21 protein-coding genes are annotated in these 18,923 nt (G+C 42.7%); 20 read left to right on the plus strand and 1 reads right to left on the minus strand.

Annotated features, from left to right (window positions below; translation table 11 throughout):
• Positions 1–34: 34 nt before the first annotated feature.
• The 11 genes from aroA to NYE23_RS03045 all read left to right on the plus strand — a co-directional run bounded on the left by aroA (position 35) and on the right by NYE23_RS03045 (position 10,212).
• The gene (gene aroA, locus NYE23_RS02995; RefSeq protein ID WP_341075339.1) at positions 35–1,321 is read left to right on the plus strand and encodes a 3-phosphoshikimate 1-carboxyvinyltransferase; all 1,287 of its coding nucleotides are present in this window, start codon (positions 35–37) and stop codon (positions 1,319–1,321) included.
• A 400-nt stretch (positions 1,322–1,721) separates the two neighbouring features.
• A complete protein-coding gene (locus tag NYE23_RS03000) occupies positions 1,722–2,627 on the plus strand; it encodes a hypothetical protein (RefSeq protein WP_341075340.1) in 906 nt (301 codons plus the stop codon).
• A 19-nt stretch (positions 2,628–2,646) separates the two neighbouring features.
• Positions 2,647–3,909 (plus strand): tetratricopeptide repeat protein, encoded by a 1,263-nt coding sequence (locus NYE23_RS03005; RefSeq protein WP_341075341.1) that lies wholly within the window; start codon positions 2,647–2,649, stop codon positions 3,907–3,909.
• A 71-nt stretch (positions 3,910–3,980) separates the two neighbouring features.
• Complete coding sequence (locus NYE23_RS03010) at positions 3,981–4,526, plus strand: ReoY family proteolytic degradation factor (protein ID WP_048008181.1); 546 nt, start codon at positions 3,981–3,983, stop codon at positions 4,524–4,526.
• Positions 4,527–4,639: 113 nt separating this feature from the next.
• Positions 4,640–5,104, plus strand: coding sequence for a YpiF family protein (locus NYE23_RS03015; RefSeq protein WP_341075344.1), 465 nt, complete (start codon positions 4,640–4,642; stop codon positions 5,102–5,104).
• Between the two features lie 149 nt (positions 5,105–5,253).
• Positions 5,254–5,760 carry a QcrA and Rieske domain-containing protein gene (locus NYE23_RS03020; protein ID WP_048008301.1) on the plus strand — a complete coding sequence of 169 codons (507 nt, stop codon included), beginning with the start codon at positions 5,254–5,256 and terminating at the stop codon, positions 5,758–5,760.
• A 3-nt stretch (positions 5,761–5,763) separates the two neighbouring features.
• Positions 5,764–6,438, plus strand: coding sequence for a menaquinol-cytochrome c reductase cytochrome b subunit (gene qcrB / locus NYE23_RS03025; protein ID WP_009332736.1), 675 nt, complete (start codon positions 5,764–5,766; stop codon positions 6,436–6,438).
• 43 nt (positions 6,439–6,481) lie between these two features.
• Positions 6,482–7,249, plus strand: a complete 768-nt coding sequence (locus tag NYE23_RS03030) for a menaquinol-cytochrome c reductase cytochrome b/c subunit (protein WP_095244676.1) — start codon at positions 6,482–6,484, stop codon at positions 7,247–7,249.
• Positions 7,250–7,371: 122 nt separating this feature from the next.
• Positions 7,372–7,968 carry a DUF1405 domain-containing protein gene (locus NYE23_RS03035; RefSeq protein ID WP_341075346.1) on the plus strand — a complete coding sequence of 199 codons (597 nt, stop codon included), beginning with the start codon at positions 7,372–7,374 and terminating at the stop codon, positions 7,966–7,968.
• A gap of 365 nt (positions 7,969–8,333) precedes the next feature.
• On the plus strand, positions 8,334–9,110 hold the full coding sequence (gene ypjB, locus NYE23_RS03040) for a sporulation protein YpjB (RefSeq protein WP_341080585.1): 777 nt from the start codon (positions 8,334–8,336) through the stop codon (positions 9,108–9,110).
• Positions 9,111–9,531: 421 nt separating this feature from the next.
• Positions 9,532–10,212: a zinc metallopeptidase gene (locus tag NYE23_RS03045; protein ID WP_048008306.1), complete on the plus strand. Its 681-nt coding sequence runs from the start codon at positions 9,532–9,534 to the stop codon at positions 10,210–10,212.
• A 64-nt stretch (positions 10,213–10,276) separates the two neighbouring features.
• Here the strand turns inward: NYE23_RS03045 and NYE23_RS03050 are convergent, their stop codons facing one another.
• On the minus strand, positions 10,277–11,149 hold the full coding sequence (locus NYE23_RS03050) for a YitT family protein (RefSeq protein ID WP_341075349.1): 873 nt from the start codon (positions 11,147–11,149) through the stop codon (positions 10,277–10,279).
• 214 nt (positions 11,150–11,363) lie between these two features.
• Between NYE23_RS03050 and NYE23_RS03055 the strand changes: the two genes are divergently transcribed.
• The 9 genes from NYE23_RS03055 (at position 11,364) to panC (ending at position 18,916) form a co-directional block, all read left to right on the plus strand.
• Positions 11,364–11,696 carry a nucleotide pyrophosphohydrolase gene (locus NYE23_RS03055; RefSeq protein ID WP_341075351.1) on the plus strand — a complete coding sequence of 111 codons (333 nt, stop codon included), beginning with the start codon at positions 11,364–11,366 and terminating at the stop codon, positions 11,694–11,696.
• Positions 11,697–11,710: 14 nt separating this feature from the next.
• On the plus strand, positions 11,711–12,514 hold the full coding sequence (gene dapB / locus NYE23_RS03060) for a 4-hydroxy-tetrahydrodipicolinate reductase (RefSeq protein WP_341075353.1): 804 nt from the start codon (positions 11,711–11,713) through the stop codon (positions 12,512–12,514).
• Between the two features lie 14 nt (positions 12,515–12,528).
• Entirely contained in the window at positions 12,529–12,951 is a 423-nt protein-coding gene (gene mgsA, locus NYE23_RS03065; RefSeq protein WP_341075355.1) for a methylglyoxal synthase, read from the plus strand.
• Positions 12,938–13,654 carry a bacillithiol biosynthesis deacetylase BshB1 gene (gene bshB1, locus NYE23_RS03070; RefSeq protein ID WP_341075356.1) on the plus strand — a complete coding sequence of 239 codons (717 nt, stop codon included), beginning with the start codon at positions 12,938–12,940 and terminating at the stop codon, positions 13,652–13,654. The genes mgsA and bshB1 overlap by 14 nt, the downstream gene beginning before the upstream one ends.
• Entirely contained in the window at positions 13,651–14,793 is a 1,143-nt protein-coding gene (bshA, locus tag NYE23_RS03075; RefSeq protein ID WP_341075357.1) for an N-acetyl-alpha-D-glucosaminyl L-malate synthase BshA, read from the plus strand. Before bshB1 ends, bshA begins: the two co-directional genes overlap by 4 nt.
• Positions 14,793–16,001 (plus strand): CCA tRNA nucleotidyltransferase, encoded by a 1,209-nt coding sequence (locus tag NYE23_RS03080; protein ID WP_341075359.1) that lies wholly within the window; start codon positions 14,793–14,795, stop codon positions 15,999–16,001. Before bshA ends, NYE23_RS03080 begins: the two co-directional genes overlap by 1 nt.
• Positions 15,974–16,957 (plus strand): biotin--[acetyl-CoA-carboxylase] ligase, encoded by a 984-nt coding sequence (locus NYE23_RS03085; RefSeq protein WP_341075361.1) that lies wholly within the window; start codon positions 15,974–15,976, stop codon positions 16,955–16,957. Before NYE23_RS03080 ends, NYE23_RS03085 begins: the two co-directional genes overlap by 28 nt.
• Positions 16,958–17,225: 268 nt before the next feature.
• Positions 17,226–18,062 carry a 3-methyl-2-oxobutanoate hydroxymethyltransferase gene (panB, locus tag NYE23_RS03090; RefSeq protein WP_341075364.1) on the plus strand — a complete coding sequence of 279 codons (837 nt, stop codon included), beginning with the start codon at positions 17,226–17,228 and terminating at the stop codon, positions 18,060–18,062.
• A complete protein-coding gene (panC, locus tag NYE23_RS03095; protein ID WP_341075365.1) occupies positions 18,059–18,916 on the plus strand; it encodes a pantoate--beta-alanine ligase in 858 nt (285 codons plus the stop codon). Before panB ends, panC begins: the two co-directional genes overlap by 4 nt.
• Positions 18,917–18,923: the final 7 nt, after the last annotated feature.

Here is an 18,923-nt window from a genome sequence, read left to right on the forward strand (position 1 = left end):
GCAAATTTATTAATCCAGCAAAGGGTGATGATAGATGATACCTGCAAAATTGAAGTCAAATGTCAAAGGTTTAAGCGGAGAAATAGCGGTACCCGGCGATAAATCCATATCACATCGATCTGTAATGTTCGGATCCATTGCAAAAGGGAAGACTGCTGTAACTAATTTTCTGCTCGGAGAGGACTGCCTTAGCACGATAGCCTGCTTCCGCAAGCTGGGTGTAACTATTGAACAGGAAGGCAATAAAGTTACAATTATGGGGCAGGGAATGGATGGATTACAGGAACCGGCAGGTATTCTGGATGTTGGAAATTCCGGTACAACGATACGCCTTATGATGGGGATTCTGGCTGGCCGTCCGTTCCATTCAGTCCTTGTGGGTGATGAATCAATCGCAAAAAGGCCGATGACAAGAGTGACCGCGCCACTAAGTTTATTTGGTGCGAGGATTCACGGCAGGAAAAATGGAGAATATACCCCTTTATCAGTTATTGGCAGCCCATTGTCAGGAATAACATATGAGCTTCCTGTCGCGAGTGCACAGGTAAAATCAGCACTGCTCTTTGCCGGCCTGCAGGCAAGCGGCGAAACAGTCATTATTGAACCTGTGAAGACACGTGATCATACTGAAAGAATGATCACACAGTTTGGCGGGGAAGTTGCTGCAGACGGGCACACCATTCGGATTAAAGGAGGCCAAACACTGACTGGGACAGAAATTCATGTACCCGGTGACATATCTTCTGCTGCCTTCTTTCTGGCTGCAGGAGCCATTGTGCCTAATAGTGAAATTACGTTAAAAAACGTTGGTCTGAATCCTACCAGAACCGGCATCCTTGAAGTGCTGCAGCAGATGGGTGCAGATTTCAGCATTGAGCCGTATGAAAATGGATCAGCCGAGCCTGCAGGGGATATTACCATCAGAACTTCTAAACTTAAAGGAACCGTTATCGAAGGGGCGCTCATTCCGCGGCTGATCGATGAAATTCCAATTATTGCCCTTCTCGCAACACAAGCGGAGGGAGAAACAGTAATTAAGGATGCAGAGGAACTTAAGGTCAAGGAAACGAATCGCATTGATACGGTTGTCAATGAACTCTCAGAGCTTGGAGCCGTGATTACTGCTACAGAAGATGGAATGGTAATCAGGGGGAAATCAACTCTTTCAGGTGGAACTGTCTCAAGTCATGGAGACCATCGGATCGGCATGATGCTGGCAATTGCTGCTGCCGTTTCAAAGGGCGAAGTTCAGCTTCATCAGAAAGAAGCTATTTCTGTATCCTATCCGTCGTTTTTTGAGCATTTAGATAGCCTTATATAAGATTGAAATACCTTTATTTAAAAAAGAGCTGTTTTAGCAAGGGTAGGTACTTTTTGTATTTTATATACTGAGTTGATTGGAGCGGAAGGAGCGAGATCCTCGAAAATGCATCCGCATTTTCTTCGTGCGGTGTTTACTCAAGGAAGCTTATTCATAGTCCTGCGGGAGTAGCGGGACAGGTGAGACCCCGCAGACGCGCAGCGTCGAGGAGCTCACCGCCCGCCCCGCGGTTCGCTGAGCATCCTGGAGCGGAAATCAACGGACCACATTGTTGGCGAAAACAATAATTTATACTTAAAGATCCTTGAGCTGTTTTCTGCAGCTCTTTTTCTGTTCAAGCAGTCATATTTATCTGAAAATTTCATAGCTTGTCATAAGACCGTTTTAAGAGGGTGGTTTTATGACATATATTATTCAGAATGCTAATCTATTAAAGGAAGACAAGCTTTTAAAAACATCAATGTTGATAAGAAATAATGAGATTTCACTGATGCAGGCTGAAATGAAAAGGTTTCAGTTTACAAGAATGGATGCGGGTGCATTTATTATGTCTGCAGGATTTGTGGTTCTGGATACATCTATCCCGCTGGAAGTGCCTTTTTCAAAACTCAAAGAGTATTATATTCGGGAGTTCATTTTAAAAGGATGTACAGCCTTCCTGACAGCTGTGCCTGTAAAGCATGAATATTCTATGAAGAGTGATCTTAAAAGCTTTAAGGCAAGTTTATTAAGCAGCCCGATCGATTATATTATTGGTGTTAAAATTCCTGTCCGTCTCCTCACCCCTTCTTTTATGAGAAAATGCAAGAGAGAAAGAGTTCCTGTTGTTTTTGTTGAAATACAGGATGCAAAGGAGCTTGAACAAGTTCCATGGGGATGGCTGCGGGAAGCAATGTTTCCTTATAATTGCCCGCTTTCCCCCATCTTTGCAGGCAGGAATGAAAAGGAGAAAAGCAGAATAAATACATTATGGGCAAAATTGATGCAGGAAGAGAAAATCCCTTCGATGCCGAATGAGCTGATGGAACACGAGCCTCTATCCCGGTCAGTTCTGTCCAAAGCCGGGATTTACCCTTTAAAAGGGAATATTTATCAGGGTGGGGAAGTCAGTTATAATCTATATGAAAAGACTGAAGAAGGTCTTACCGTTGAAGAATCACAGCTGTTTCATTATCATAGAAATAAACTTGCTGTCACTGTACTGAAGGGAAAAGTGATTAGAGCCGGACAAGAAGTAATTTTTCGTTCTGGTTCCGGAGAGCATGTTAAAATCAGCACACCAGCTTATTTTAAAATAGCCGATTAGCATTCGAAAGGAATTTAGTATGGATAAAGTAAATAAAATCATTACTCTTTTAGAAAACGGTCATCATGAAGAAGCGTTGGAGAGCTATCAGCAAATACTGCTGGATGGTTCTCATGAAGAAAGGTTCCTGCTGGCAGAAGAACTGTTCCAGTATGGGTTCCTTGAGGAATCAAAAGCCTTATATGAACGGCTTCTGGAAGCATATCCGGAAGAAGGAGAACTGCTCGTTCTGCTGGCTGAAACACATATTGATCTTGGAAATGAAGAGGAAGCCATCCTTGTCCTAGAAAAAATAAATGAACATGATCCGAGCTTTCCGCAGTCGCTTCTCTTATTAGCAGACCTTTATCAGATGGATGGTCTATTTGAGGTCAGCGAACAAAAGCTCCTGAAAGCAAAAGAAATATTGCCTGATGAGATAATTGTAGATTTTGCCCTGGGTGAACTTTATGCAGAGCAGGGAAGGTTCCTGGAAGCAAAGCGGATTTATGAAAATGTTCTCAGGAAAGAGGAAATCATTGCAGGCATAAATGTAAATCAGAGATTGGCGGATATTCTCAGTGCAGGCGGAGCATTTGAAGAAGCCCTTCCATATTACGAAAAAGCGCTTGATGACAAACTGGAGATTAATACCCTTTTCAGTTATGCTTTTACAGCGCTGCAAGCCGGCTTTAACCGCACAGCTATTGAAAAATTGACTGAACTGAAAGAGCTGGATCCCGAGTATCATTCACTGTATTTATACCTTGCCCAGGCCTACGAGCGGGAGGAAGAAGCCGGCAGCGGCCTGGAAGCGGTCAAGGAAGGCATAAAACAGGACGAATTTAACAAAGAACTATTCTTTTATGGCGGGAAGCTTGCCTTGAAAAATGGCGATGAAAAAGAATCAGAAGATATGTTCAGGCAGGCTCTTGCACTGGATCCCGAATATGTCCAGGCAGCGATTCTTTTAAATAAACTTCTTCTCCAGCAGGAAAGATATGAAGATGTAATCGAAATCACTGAAATGCTTAACGAGCTGGAAGAGCCTCAGCTTATATGGGATTCAGCCGTTGCCTTTCAGTATATAGAGGAATATTCAGAGGCATTAAACAAATATCAGCTTGCATATACTTTCTTTAAACAGCAGCCGGATTTTCTTTCAGATTACGGATATTTTTTAGCAGAGGAAGGAAAAAGGGAAGAGGCTGCCGAAATTTTTAATACATTAATCAAACTGGAGCCTGGCAATGAGGAATATCTAGATGTGCTGCAGCGACTCACGGATGATTTTCTTGATTAAATAGGCAGTTTCTATCATTAATTAGTTTCAGTAAGACCAAATTTGTCTGTAAGCAGAGGAGGGAATCAAAAATGGCGACCCCTGTATCTGTCAACGAGAAGAAAGATTTTATCCGCTGGTTTTTAAACCATTATCAGCTCAAAAGAAGAGAATGTGTTTGGATTCTCAATTATTTGATGAGTCATGACCAGCTTATGGAGAAGGTGCATTTTGTGGAGCAGGCACAGTATTGCCCAAGAGGCCTGATCATGTCGACCCATTGTGTGGATGAAGTTCCTTTCCGTTTTTACAAAGAGAATGTAATGACCACAGATGCGGAGAAGTCCTTCCATGATATCCGCTTAAACAGGGATGAAGAGATTTATATCCAGCTTAATTTCCATGCTTCAAATAAGGCCCATCAGTATGCAGCGGTCATGGAGGAAAATCCCTTTATGCCAAAGACACTTCAGATAAACGAAAAGGACCGGCTGATCGCCGAAAGGTTCCTGACAGAAAGCCTGGAGAAGTTCAGAAGAGAGAAACTCCTTGAGCTCATTGATGAAGCATTGGATAAGCAGGATAAAAAAGCTTTTAACGTTTTGACTCAGCAGCTGAATAGATTAGAAACTACCTAAGCCTTGCTTTTATAAAAGCAGGGCTTTTATTTTGCCTGCATCCTCTGATTTGAAGCATTCTAATCATTAATGATATATTTAGGAAGGCAAATATATGTAATGGAGTGAATGTTATGAAATGGATATCACCGGATATCGATATGTTCCTTAAAGAAAAGCAATATGTAGACACAGCTGTTCTGCCGCTCCTTCCTGTATCATTTGGCGATGATATAAAACAGTCTGTAGCGATGACAGAATTTATATCGCTTCTAAGTGTGCAGCTTGAACGGCAATTCAGAGGACGTCTCATCATGCTGCCTGGATATGCCTATCTGAAACCGGCATCAGAGGAGAGCCTGATCAGCGGCTTGGGCCAATGGGAATCAGAATTGAAGGCACAGGGGTTTAAGCATATTTTCCTTTTAACTTCGGACAGCATGTGGAAAACGTTCGAAGACCGGCTTGAAGGAGGCTTGATTTGGCTGCCATCTCTGCCTCTTGAGCATATGGATGAAAATTATCGGAATTCCATACTGGATGACCAGGTGAAACAGCTGCTGAATCTTTTTGTGCAAAAGTGGCAAAATGGTGAATAGTGTGAATGTTAAGTCGCTCTATTTACATGTTTCGCCAAAGGATTATATTGACCTTGCATAAAGATTGATATATCATTGTTATGTCCTAGTTTTATATTGTGTTGAATTTTGTCCGTTGGACTTAACTTCATAATAGAGGGGGGAAAAGTATGAGCAAAAATCGAGTTTCTAGACGTCAATTCCTGAACTATACACTTACTGGTGTAGGCGGTTTCATGGCAGCAGGCATGCTTATGCCGATGGTCCGTTTTGCGGTTGATCCTGTATTGCAGGCAGCTGGTGAAAGTGATTTTATTCCAACAAAGCAAAAAGTGGCTGAAATTACCGAAAAGCCGACAAGGGTTGATTACACTTACGAGCAGCAGGATGCATGGTACACATCCGAAGTTACCGGCACTGCTTGGGTTTATAAGGATGATAAAGGTGAAATTGTTGCATTGTCTCCAGTATGTAAGCATTTAGGGTGCGTAGTTGACTGGAACACTGACAAGTCAAACCCTGATCATTTCTATTGCCCTTGCCATGGCGGCCTTTATACAAAGGATGGGACAAACGTTCCAGGTACACCGCCGGTTGCATCACTTGATGTATTTCCTTACAAAGAAAAAGATGGCTTTTTGTACTTAGGCAAGGCTGAACCGCGAAAGGAGGCGTAATAATTGTTAAACAAAATTTATGATTGGGTAGATGAGCGTTTAGATATTACGCCGATCTGGCGGGATATTGCTGACCATGAAGTGCCTGAGCATGTAAACCCTGCACATCATTTCTCTGCATTCGTTTACTGTTTTGGCGGTCTGACGTTCTTCGTTACTGTAATTCAAATCTTATCCGGTATGTTCCTGACAATGTACTATGTTCCGGATATCAAAAATGCATGGGAATCCGTGTATTATCTTCAAAACCATGTTGCATTTGGGCAGATTGTCCGCGGAATGCACCACTGGGGAGCAAGTTTGGTAATCGTAATGATGTTCCTACATACGTTACGTGTTTTCTTCCAGGGAGCTTATAAGAAGCCCCGTGAATTAAACTGGATTGTCGGAGTGCTTATTTTCTTCATTATGCTTGCACTTGGACTGACAGGTTACTTATTGCCTTGGGATATGAAAGCCCTTTTCGCTACAAAAGTAACAATCCAGATCGTAGAATCAACTCCGCTGATTGGAGAATATCTGAAAATACTTATTGCGGGACATTCTGATATTGTCGGCGCGCAAACGATCACCCGATTCTTTGCTATCCATGTATTCTTCTTACCGGCTGCATTATTCGGGTTGATGGCTGCCCACTTTATTATGATTCGTAAGCAGGGTATTTCAGGACCGTTGTAAGAAATAATTTTTTGATCATTGCAAAAGGAGGGGAAATCGCCCAATGCATCGTGGTAAAGGTATGAAATTCGTAGGTGACTCTCGTGTTCCTGCAGAACGCAAACCGAATATTCCGAAAGACTATTCGGAATATCCAGGAAAAACAGAAGCATTCTGGCCAAACTTCCTGTTAAAGGAATGGATGGTAGGGGCTGTATTCCTTATCGGTTTCCTATGCTTGACAATTGCGCATGAGCCGCCGTTAGAAAAAATTGCTGATCCAAGTGATACAGCTTATATTCCGCTGCCAGACTGGTACTTCCTGTTCTTGTACCAGCTTCTGAAATACAGCTATGCATCAGGACCTTATAATGCAATCGGTGCTTTCATTATTCCGGGTCTTGCATTCGGAGCATTGCTGCTTGCACCATTCATTGACCGCGGACCTGAACGCCGTCCGTCCAAGCGTCCTTTAGCAACCGGCTTTATGCTATTGGCTCTAGCCGGCATCACTTACCTGACTTGGGAGTCTGTTGCCCACCATGACTGGGAGGCGGCTGCACAGCAAGGTAAGATTGTAGCTGAAGTTGAGTTTGATAAAGAAGACGAAGGCTACAAGATTTTTGAAGCAAACGGCTGTATTTCCTGCCACGGAGGGGATCTTCAGGGTGGTGCTGGCTCACCTGCCCTTGTTGACACTGGGTTGACACCTGAAGAAGTTGCTGACATTGCTAAAAACGGTAAAGGCGCTATGCCTCCAGGAATGTTCAAAGGCTCTGATGAAGAACTTCAAAAGCTTGCTGAATTCATTTCTGGCCTTGAAAGCAAATAATAAAAAAAGAAGCTGGCAATGCCAGCTTCTTTTTTTTGCCCAATAATTGTTCATTTTTTTACATGAGTTTGATGTGGTAAAATAATGAAATAATCGTGTACATATAGAAAAGGAGAAAAAACATGAAATGGATCTATCCTTTGTTAGGCAGCAGAGCTATGCTGATACTGCTTCTGATTATTAACACAGCAGGCACCATCTATGGGTATATTTGGTATAAGTGGCAGCTGGTAGATACACCGGCTATTTTCTTGCCTTTCGTACCCGACAGTCCTACAGCGAGCCTGTTTTTTATGTTTGTGCTGATCGCCTTTCTGCTGGGCAAAAATTGGCCCTTGCTGGAAGCATTAGCTATTGTAACCCTTATTAAATATGGAATCTGGGCTGTAGTTATGAACTTGCTCGTATTTCAGGTTACTGGTGAATTGGATCCTGTTGCTCTCATGCTGATCTTCTCGCATGGTGCAATGGCAGTTCAGGGTGTGCTGTATGCACCTTTCTATCGTTTTAAAGCATGGCATCTTGCTTTAACGGGAATCTGGACCCTTCATAATGATGTAATTGATTATGTCTTTTTCATGCTTCCCCGCTATCCTATTTTAAATCTTTACACACCGCAAATCGGCTATTTTACATTCTGGCTCAGCATTTTCTCACTAGGAACCGCGTATTACTTCGTCCTAAGAAAGAATCGGTTTAGTCTGGATATAGTGAAATAGTGTTCCGATTCCCCTGATCCAAACCATTGAGTGTTTTGGGTCTTTTTTTTAGGCTGTTTTCGCAAGGTTTGTTGCTTATTTGTATCTTATTTACTGAGTTGATTGTAGCGGAAGGTGCGAGATCCTCGAAAATGCTATCGCATTTTCTTCGTGCGGTGTTTCTCGAGGAGACTCACCGCCTGCCCCGCGTTTCGCTGAGCAGCCTGGAGCGGAAATCAACGGACAATATTGATAGATGAAAAACAACATTATATAGGAAAAGAGCTTTTTTTAAGAAATAACCTGGCTCCCAAAATTATTTTCTGGTCTAACCTTGTCCCTCTTTTCATATTTATCTAATAGTAATTTGAGGGGGGACAAGTTTGATGAGGCGAAAAGTAATCGCAATCTTATTCATTATTATGCTATTGCCTGGAATGGTGTCTGCGGATAAGACAGCCAAAATAGATAAATTAGATCAATTATCTAATGAAGCCTTACAGATGGTTAAGCTTCACAGGTATGAGGATGCCAAGAAGCTTTTGGAGTATTTCTCCGAGCAATTCGTTGCTGTAAACGGCAGGGAAAGGCCATTTACAATGGACGAACTGCGGATTATTACCGTCTCTCATGACGATGCTGTACAAGCTGCGGTGAATACATCTATGAGCCATGAAGAACGGCTGAATCATGCAACAAAATTCCGCCTGGTAATGGATGCGATTTCCTCAAAATATCAGCCTTTATGGACTGAAATGGAGAAGCCGATTATGTCAGTGTTTGGGGAGGTTAAGGAAGCTGCATACAGCGGTAATAATGAGAACTTCCATTCACGTTTGAATTCCTTTTTGTCTTTATATGAGGTTATTTATCCCAGTCTGAAGATTGATGTGGATGCAGAAAAGGTGCAGAAACTGAACGCCCGCATAAATTTTATCGATCATTATCGGCCGCAGGTGCTTTCCCAGCAGGCAAGCCAGCAGGAACTTGCTGCATTGGAAAATGATCTGCAGACTATCTTTGATGAAATGACAGAGGATGAAACGGATCCATCTCTCTGGTGGGTGATTATCTCAACCGGGAGCATAATCATCATTACATTATCTTACGTAGGTTGGAGAAAATATAAAGGAGACAGGGCAAGGCAAAAAAATCGATCCTAAATACAAAAAGCTTGTTTTCGCAATGTTTATTGCTTTTTGTATCTTATTTACTGAGTTGATTGGGCGGAAGGTGCGAGATCCTCGAAAATGCATTCGCATTTTCTTCGTGCGGTGTTTACTCAGGGAAGCTTATTCAAAGTCCTGTGGGAATAGCGGGACAGGTGAGACCCCGCAGACGCAAAGCGTTGGAGGAGGCTCACCGCCCGCCCCGCGGTTCGCTGAGCAGCCTGGAGCGGAAATCAATGGCCGATATTGTTGGCGAAAACAATATTTTATACGAAAAGAGCCTTAAAAAAAAGAGAGTCTTTTCCGTTTTGTAATCAAGGAAAAGGGGAAAAGATAGGCAGAGTGACTTGTATGCTGGGCATTCGCAGGCCAGCGGATAAAATTCATCATGACCAGCTTAATGGGAGGTAACAAAATGGGAGGATATCTCATTTATTTCGCAATAATTATTCTTGTTCCGCTTTGGGCACAAATGAAAGTAAAGGGAGCTTACAGCAAATATTCAAAAGTTCCTTCATCCACTCAAATGAGGGGTGCTGAAGTAGCCAGAAGAATTCTGGATGAGAATGGTCTATATAAAGTTGGCGTTGAAGAAACCAGGGGGCATCTAACAGATCACTATGATCCGCGATCCAAGACAGTCAGGCTTTCAGCAACAAATTATCATGGCCATTCAGTGGCTGCTGCTGCAATTGCAGCACATGAAGTTGGCCATGCCATCCAGGATAATCAGGATTACGCTTTTCTGCGTTTCCGCCATGCACTCGTACCTGTTGCGAATCTTGGTTCAAACTTCTCCTGGATTTTGATCATGATCGGTTTTTTTGCTGGGTTGAGCGGTATGGTGCTGCTTGGAATTATCTTCATGGCAGCTGCAGTGGTTTTTCAGGTGATCACACTTCCGGTAGAGTTCAATGCTTCCAATCGTGCGATGGATCAGGTAGTATCCCTTGGAATTATCAGAAACGATGAAGAAAGAGAGACTAAAAAAGTATTGAATGCAGCTGCGTTGACATATGTGGCGGCAGCAGCCGTGGCTGTGCTGGAATTGCTGCGTTTAATTCTTATTTACACAGGAATGACCAGATCTGAGTAAAAAGCCGGCAATGCCGGCTTTATTTATGGAAAAAAGTGATGCCCTTGGGACATCACTTTGATTTTTAGCGTTCAACCGGCTTTTTATTTTCATCCAGTGTAAAGCCTTCCCCCAGCACATCATGTACAGCTGTGACAGAAACAAATGCATGGGGATCAACAGAAGTAATCGCATTTTTTAACCGCACAATTTCATTTCGGCCGACAACACAATACAATACTTCCCGCTCTTTTTTTGTGAAGGAACCATGACCTTTTAGCACGGTAACGCCCCGATCCATTTCTTTCATGATTTTATCGGCAATTGCATCGTTTTGTTCGGATATGATCATGGCTCCTCTTGCTGCATAAGCCCCTTCCTGCATGAAATCAATTACCTTTGCACCTACAAAAACAGCTACCAGAGTGTACATGGCTTCCCTGTAGTTCAAATATGTAATTAATGATAGGGCAATCACAAAAAAGTCAAAAATGAACATTGTCTTTCCCATGCTGACTCCAGCATATTTATGTACAAGTCTGGCTATTATATCAACTCCGCCTGTTGTGCCTCCAAATCTGAAAATGGTGCCCAGACCGATCCCGATAAAGACACCCGCGAATAAAGAAGCAAGAGTCAAATCCTCTTTTAATGGCATTTCAATCTGGTACCGCTGAAAAATCCACAGGAATAGGGATACACCGACCGTTCCGATGATGGTATAAAGAAAAACATTCCTCCCCAGGAGTTTCCATCCAATAAAGAAAAGGGGTATATTTAGCAGAAGGTTAGTATAGGAAGGGTCCCACTTGAAAAGGAAGTATAAAAGCAGGGTAATACCAGTGAAACCGCCTTCAGCCAAGTTGTTTTGCATATTAAAGTGAACAAGGCCCCATGAAAAAATGGCCGAGCCAAGCAAAATGAAAAAAATATTCTTAAATTTTAATCCATTAAACATATTATCCCTCCGCTGCCTGAATATCACAATACCAAAGCGTATCTAATTATATAAGATACAGATTATAAGAGCAATAACATCAAAGAGGAAGAAGCGGCTGACTGATCATCTTTAAGCCATGATAAAAAATATTTGTAAAATGGCCGAGCTATAGCTTAACATGAAAAGTGGAAATCTCGTACATAGAATATGTAATTAAAACTGAGGTGAAAGTATGGAGACACCAAAAACAATGAAAGACATGCAAACAGACGTTGACAAATACATAAGCCAATTTAAAGAAGGATATTTCAGCCCATTGGCGATGCTTGCAAGGATGACCGAGGAACTTGGGGAACTATCCAGGGAAGTGAACCATCACTATGGTGAAAAACCAAAAAAATCAACAGAGGAAGAAAAGGCTATCGAGGAAGAGCTTGGAGATATGCTCTTTGTTCTAATATGCTTTGCTAATTCCTTAAATATTGACTTGGAAGAAGCGCACGATCGTGTCATGAAAAAATTCAGCACACGTGATAAAGACAGATGGACAAGAATTGAAGAGTAGAAGGAGAGAGGACAATGGATAAAGTTAAAGTTATTATAGCGGGACCGCGGGGGAGAATGGGAAGTGAAGCCGTCCAGCTCGTTAATCGAACAGAGAACTATGAGTTAGCTGCCGTGATCGACCATAAAAATGGAGGTGGCTTTCTTAGTGATTTTGAAGGCTTCTCACAATTTGCCCAAGTTCCGGTATACACAGATCTGGCCCTGGCCTTTCAGGAGCTAAGTCCCGATGTACTGATCGATTTGACAACTCCGGAAGTAGGAATGTTCCATACAAAAACTGCCCTGGAATATGGTGTTAGGCCGGTTGTTGGAACAACAGGCTTTTCGAAGGATAATCTGAAAGAGCTTGAAGAACTTTGCCATGAAAAAGGGATTGGCTGCATAATTGCCCCAAACTTTGCACTTGGTGCTGTATTAATGATGAAATTCTCCCAATTGGCAGGAAGATATTTTAATGATGTGGAAATTATTGAGCTGCACCATGATCAGAAATTGGATGCTCCATCTGGTACTGCAGTTAAAACAGCGGAGATGATTGCTGATGTAAGAACGAAAAAGGAGCAGGGGCACCCGGAGGAGAAGGAAACGATTTCTGGTGCCAGAGGAGCAAATTTCGATGGCATGCATATACATTCTGTACGACTGCCCGGCCTGATTGCTCATCAGCAGGTAATGTTCGGCTCTGAGGGCCAGACATTGACTATCCGACATGACTCATATAATAGAGCTTCCTTTATGTCAGGAGTAAAACTTGCTGTTGATACGGTTTTAAAAATTGATACGCTTGTTTACGGTCTCGAAAATATTATCGAATAGAAAGGGGTGCCAATATGGAAATTGCCTTAATTGCCCATGATAAGAAAAAGGATGATATTGTAAGATTTGCGATCGCCTATAAATCTATTCTTGCTGAACATACCCTTTATGCTACCGGAACAACCGGTTCACGCATCATGAAAGAAACGGGCCTTTCCATTCACCGTTTTCAGTCCGGACCACTTGGCGGGGACCAGGAAATTGGTGCTTTAATTGCCAACAATAAAATGGATGTTGTATTTTTCTTCAGAGATCCTCTGACTGTTCAGCCCCATGAGCCGGATGTCTCAGCTTTGGTGCGCCTCTGTGACGTCTATGCTGTGCCGCTCGCAACTAATATGGGCACAGCTGAAATTATTATTAAAGGCCTTGAACGCAATGATCTATCATGGAGAAATATTGTAAGTGAAAAAGGTGACATGAATGAATCCGGATAACCTTGATATTCTGGCATTTGGCGCGCATGCTGATGATGTTGAAATCGGCATGGGCGGCACACTTGCCAAATTTGCCTCTATCGGAAAAAAGATTGGAATATGCGACTTAACAAGGGCAGAGCTTTCTTCCAATGGGACGATTGAAATCCGTAAAGACGAAGCGCTGAAAGCAGCAGGCATTCTGGGGGTTAGTGTCCGGGAGACTCTTAATCTGCCTGACAGGGGCTTATTTTATAACCAGGAATACATAAGAAAGATCGCTGAAATGATCCGTAAATATAGGCCTGCTCTTGTATTTGCGCCATATATGGAGGACAGGCATCCAGACCACGGGCATTGTGCCCGCCTGGTGGAAGAAGCGGTCTTTTCAGCCGGGATCAGGAAATATGAAGCAGGCGGCAATTTTGCCCCGCATAAGGTGAAAAGCCTGCACTTTTACATGATAAATGGCTTCCATAAACCTGACTTCCTGATCGATATCTCCTCTTTTATGGATAAAAAAATTGCAGGTCTCGAGTCCTATCAAAGTCAATTTACAAGAAGCCCAGGTTCATTTGATACACCGCTTGTCAACGGTTATATTGAAACTGTTGCAGCGAGGGAAAGCCTTTTTGGAAAACAGGCAGGGGTGCAATATGCAGAGGGATTTAAAGTTAATAATCCCCTACTGGTAAATATGGATATATTCGGTGGAGAATTATGAGAAAAAAGTTAAAGATAGGTATCACTTGCTATCCCACGGTGGGAGGGTCAGGTGTTGTTGCTACAGAACTAGGGAAAATGCTTGCCGAAAAAGGTCATGAAATACATTTTATTTCATCAAGTCTGCCTTTTAGACTGAAAAGGATGTACCCCAATATTTTTTATCATCAGGTGGATGTCAATCAATACTCTGTATTTCAGTATGCTCCTTACGATATCGCGCTGGCAAGTAAAATGGCGGAAGTGATAAAACGCGAGGGCCTTGATCTGCTGCACGTGCATTATGCGATTCCCCATGCAGTTTGCGCGATTCTGGCAAAGCAGATGAGCGGTACAGACATTAAGATTGTTACCACCCTTCATGGAACAGATATTACAGTTCTCGGGTACGATCCATCCCTTACAGATGCGATACGTTTTGGAATCGAAAAGTCTGATGGAGTTACAGCTGTTTCCAAAGCTTTAATATCACAAACTTATGACCTGATCAAGCCTGATAAGTCCATAAGAGCTGTTTATAACTTTATAGATGAAAGAATATACAGGAAAACCGATTCACTTTACCTTAAAGAAGAATATGGCATAAACGCTGGTGAAAAGGTGATCATCCATGTATCTAATTTCCGCAGTGTAAAGAGGGTGCCGGATGTTGTTAAAGCCTTTGCAAAAATATCTGAAGAAGTTCCTTCAAAGCTGCTGTTAGTAGGAGACGGACCGGAAATGAGCGTTATATGCAGACTGGTGAATGACCTGAAGCTTAAAGACAAGGTTTTGTTTTTGGGAAAGCAGGACAATGTGGAGGAGCTTTACAGCATCAGTGATTTAATGCTCTTATTATCGGAAAAGGAAAGCTTTGGACTTGTTGCTCTTGAGGCAATGGCATGCGGAGTGCCATGCATTGGTACAAATGTCGGTGGAATTCCCGAAGTAATCAGCGATGGTAAGACCGGTTATATTTGCGCTTTGGGTGATATAACTGATATCTCCCGAAAAGCAATAAAATTGCTTACTGATGAGAAACTGCTTGACAGGTTTTCTTCACAATCCATTTCACTTGCAAAAGACAGGTTCAGTGCCGGCCGCATTGTCATTCAATATGAAGAGTTTTATTATGAACTTCTGGAAAAAGGTGACCTTTGATGAATGAAGCTTTTGCAAGGGCAGTTCCTGTGCTCGAGAATTTAGAAACTGCAGGTTTTGAGGCCTATTTTGTAGGAGGCTCTGTCAGGGATTATATACTTGGAAAAGAAATTGCAGACGTCGATATTGCTACTTCGGCTACCCCGGAAGAAGTAAAAACAATATTCTCAAGAACACTTGATGTGGGTATTGAGCATGGCACTGTTGTGGTTCTATATCATGGCATACCCTATGAAATTACAACCTTCAGAACAGAGGCTGAATACCTGGATTTTAGGCGGCCTTCAGAAGTACAATTTATCAGATCACTGGAAGAGGATTTGAAAAGAAGAGATTTTACGATGAACGCGATTGCCATGGATAAAGAAGGACAGCTTATCGATCCTTTTAACGGCAGGGGCGATATAGAGGAAAAAAGAATTTGCACCGTAGGCAAGCCGGCTGAGAGATTTACTGAAGATGCCCTTCGAATGATGAGAGCAGTCCGCTTTTTCAGCCAGCTGGCATTTGAGATTGAAAAAAACACTTATGAAGCTTTGGCATCTCTGTCTCATTTACTTGAAAACATAGCAGTGGAAAGAAAGCTGGCAGAGTTCGAAAAGCTATTAGCAGGAACCGGCAGGATGAAAGCTCTTAAGATCATTGCGGAAACGGGATTGTCTAATTATCTGCCAACAATGTCAGGCTTCCAGCAGGAATTAAAAGAAGCAGATGGTTATCATGCAGCTGATCTGACAGCAGATGAAATGTGGGCCTTTCTTGCGTATATCTTTAAGTTGGACGAGTCACAGGCTGAAGCTTTTCTGAAGAACTGGAAACTGCCTGTAAAGAGAACAAAAAGGCTAGTGTCGATTATCAGTTGGATCCGGTACAGAGCCAAAAACCAGTGGGAGGCCTATTCCCTTTATCAGGCAGGGGACAAATCCCTGAACGCGGAACGGGTCCGCAACGTAATCTTGCATGAGGACTCAGGCAGGGGAACAGACAGCCTGCTGAGTCAATATAAGTCCCTGCCGATTAAAGAAAGAAGCGATCTTCAGCTTACTGGAGATCAGCTGATGAATTGGTTTGGCAAACCTCCTGGTCCCTGGATTAAAGCGGAGCTTGAAAAAACCGAAAAAGCAGTCCTGCGCGGCGAAGTGAATAATAGCAATGAATCCATAAGGGAGTGGCTCATAAAGTGCAATCAGAAATCAGGAACAAATTGATTGATGCTTTTACGAAAAGCAATGAGGAATATCTTTCAGGACAGTACTTAGCTGACCTGATTGGCTGTTCAAGAACGGCTGTATGGAAGCATATTGAAGAGCTGAGGAAAGAAGGCTTTGAATTGGAAGCGGTCAGAAGAAAAGGTTATCGGATAACAAAAACACCTGAAAAAGTTACTCCTGATGAAATCAGGCTTGGTTTGCAGACTGAAACACTTGGACGTCAGATTCATCATGAAGAAAGTGTTGATTCAACTCAGAAGATTGCCCATCGCCTTGCATACGAGGGTGCGCAGGAAGGAACAGTCGTCATTGCTGAAGAACAGCTTTCAGGCAGAGGGAGAATGGACAGGAGATGGCATTCTCCAAAATCAACAGGCATATGGATGAGTGTTATTCTAAGACCGAACATTCCACCCCCGAAAGCACCGCAGCTTACGCTGATTACAGCAGTGGCTGTTGTACAGGCAATTGAAGAGCTGACCGATTTAACACCGCAGATTAAATGGCCGAATGATATTTTGATGAACGGGAAAAAGGTTACAGGAATTCTGACAGAACTGCAGGCGGATGCAGACCGGATTATTTCTATTATCATTGGAATTGGCATCAACGTTAACCAGCAGCTTGATGATTATCCCGATGAGCTTAAAGAAATTGCTACTTCATTATCCATTGAAAAAGGCGAAAAGCTTTCAAGAGCTGAGCTGATTAAGATCCTGCTTGGCAAACTGGAAAACCTGTATAAACTTTATTTAGAGAAGGGCTTTTATCCGATTAAGCTTTTATGGGAAAGTTATGCGGTCAGCATTGGCAAAAACCTTACTGCAAGAACGATTACCGGAAGCATATATGGCAAGGCCCTTGGAATTACCGAAGAGGGGGTCCTGATGATTGAAGACAGCAGCGGGAAAGTCCATCACGTATATTCTGCAGACATTGAGCTGGATGTTTAGAATGCCGGCCTGAAAGTTTTTATAGCCAACTCATTTGCCTTTTTGATATACTTTTTATGGGCAGTATCCTTAACAGAACTGCACCTTTTTTAAGGAAACGCAAATATAATATATCTGCCTAGATCCAAAAAATGGACCGGGACAGAGGGATGAACTGATATATGAGCTAATGTAAAATCCTTCTGCCGACAGAAGGATTTTTTTAATGTTCTGTTTTTTAAAACTCATTAAAGTTTTATTGCCTCTTCCTGCATAAGGAGGACGAATGATGAAGCAAACAACAGACTTTTTAAAAATGAAGGAAAATGATGAGAAAATTGTAATGCTGACTGCCTATGATTTCCCTGCTGCCAAACAGGCTGAAAAAGCCAATGTGGACATGATACTTGTTGGGGATTCGCTGGGGATGGTAGTGCTGGGCTATGATTCAACCGTTCCTGTTACGATGGAGGATATGATTCATCACGGAAAAGCTGTTAAACGGGGGGCACAACATACATTCATTGTGATTGACATGCCGTTTATGAGTTATCATTTGTCCGTGAAAGATACACTGTTAAATGGGGCAAGGCTCATTCAGGAGACTGGTGCACATGCTGTTAAGCTTGAAGGCGGTGATGAAGTCGCACAACAGATCAGGGCGTTAACAAAAGCAGGCATTCCTGTTGTTGCCCACCTCGGCCTGACACCACAATCCGCTGGCGTCCTGGGAGGCTATAAGGTCCAGGGGAAAAATGCTGAAGCAGCAAGAAAGCTGATTGATGATGCCAGGGAATGTGAGAGAGCCGGAGCCTTTGCTCTTGTCCTTGAGTGTGTTCCAAAACAGCTGGCAAAGCAGATCACGGAAGAATTGACGATTCCAGTCATTGGAATCGGGGCTGGAAAGGATACCGATGGACAGGTTCTTGTATACCATGATGTATTAGGATACGGTGTAGATCGTGTTCCAAAGTTCGTGAAACAGTATGAAAACCTGAACCCGATTATCGGCGACAGCCTTACTAAGTTTTCCGCTGAAGTGAAAAATGGAGTATTTCCTGATGATTCCCATTCTTTCAGAATGAAAGAGGAAGAGCTGCTGAGTCTGTATGGAGGAAAAGCATGAGAACGATTACTGATATAAGAGAAATGCAAAGGATTGCTTTACAGCTTAAGAGGGAAGGAAAAGCAATCGGTTTTGTCCCGACAATGGGCTATTTGCATGAAGGCCATCTTTCGTTATTAAAGAATGCCAGGAAAGAAAACGATGTAACAGTGGTCAGCATTTTTGTCAATCCGCTGCAATTTGGCCCTAAAGAAGATTTAGCGACATACCCAAGGGATCTTGAGCGTGACAGCAGCCTTGCAGAGAGAGAGGGCAGCGATTATCTTTTCTTTCCTTCAGCAGAAGATATGTATCCTGCAGCAATGTCGGTAACGGCTAAGGTAAAGGAGCGGACAGATGTTTTATGCGGAAAATCACGGCCTGGGCATTTTGATGGTGTTGCCACAGTCCTGATAAAACTGTTCAACATTGTTCTGCCGGATAAAGTGTATTTCGGAATGAAGGATGCCCAGCAGGTGGCAGTCGTTGACGGGCTTGTAAGAGATTTTAATATTCCAGTGGAGATTGTCCCTGTTCAGACGGTCAGGGAAGAAGATGGTCTTGCTAAGAGCTCCCGGAACGTCCATCTTCTGCCGGCAGAACGCGACCAGGCCACCGCTCTCCATCAAAGTCTTAAAATGGCGGAGTCTCTAATAGCTGAAGGGGAAAATGATCCCGTGAAGATTCTCAGCATCATCAGGATATTTATTGAAAAAAACACAAGCGGGGAAATAGATTATATTGAAATTCTATCCTATCCTGATCTTAAAAAGCTCTCCCGTCTGGAAGAGAAAATCATTATCGCTATGGCCGTTAAATTCACAAAAGCCCGTTTAATAGATAACGCAATAATATCAGTGAAAAAAGAAAGTTAAGGGAGGA

It is taken from the genome of Cytobacillus sp. FSL H8-0458 (assembly GCF_038002165.1).
In the GTDB taxonomy this organism is placed as follows: domain Bacteria; phylum Bacillota; class Bacilli; order Bacillales; family Cytobacillaceae; genus Cytobacillus.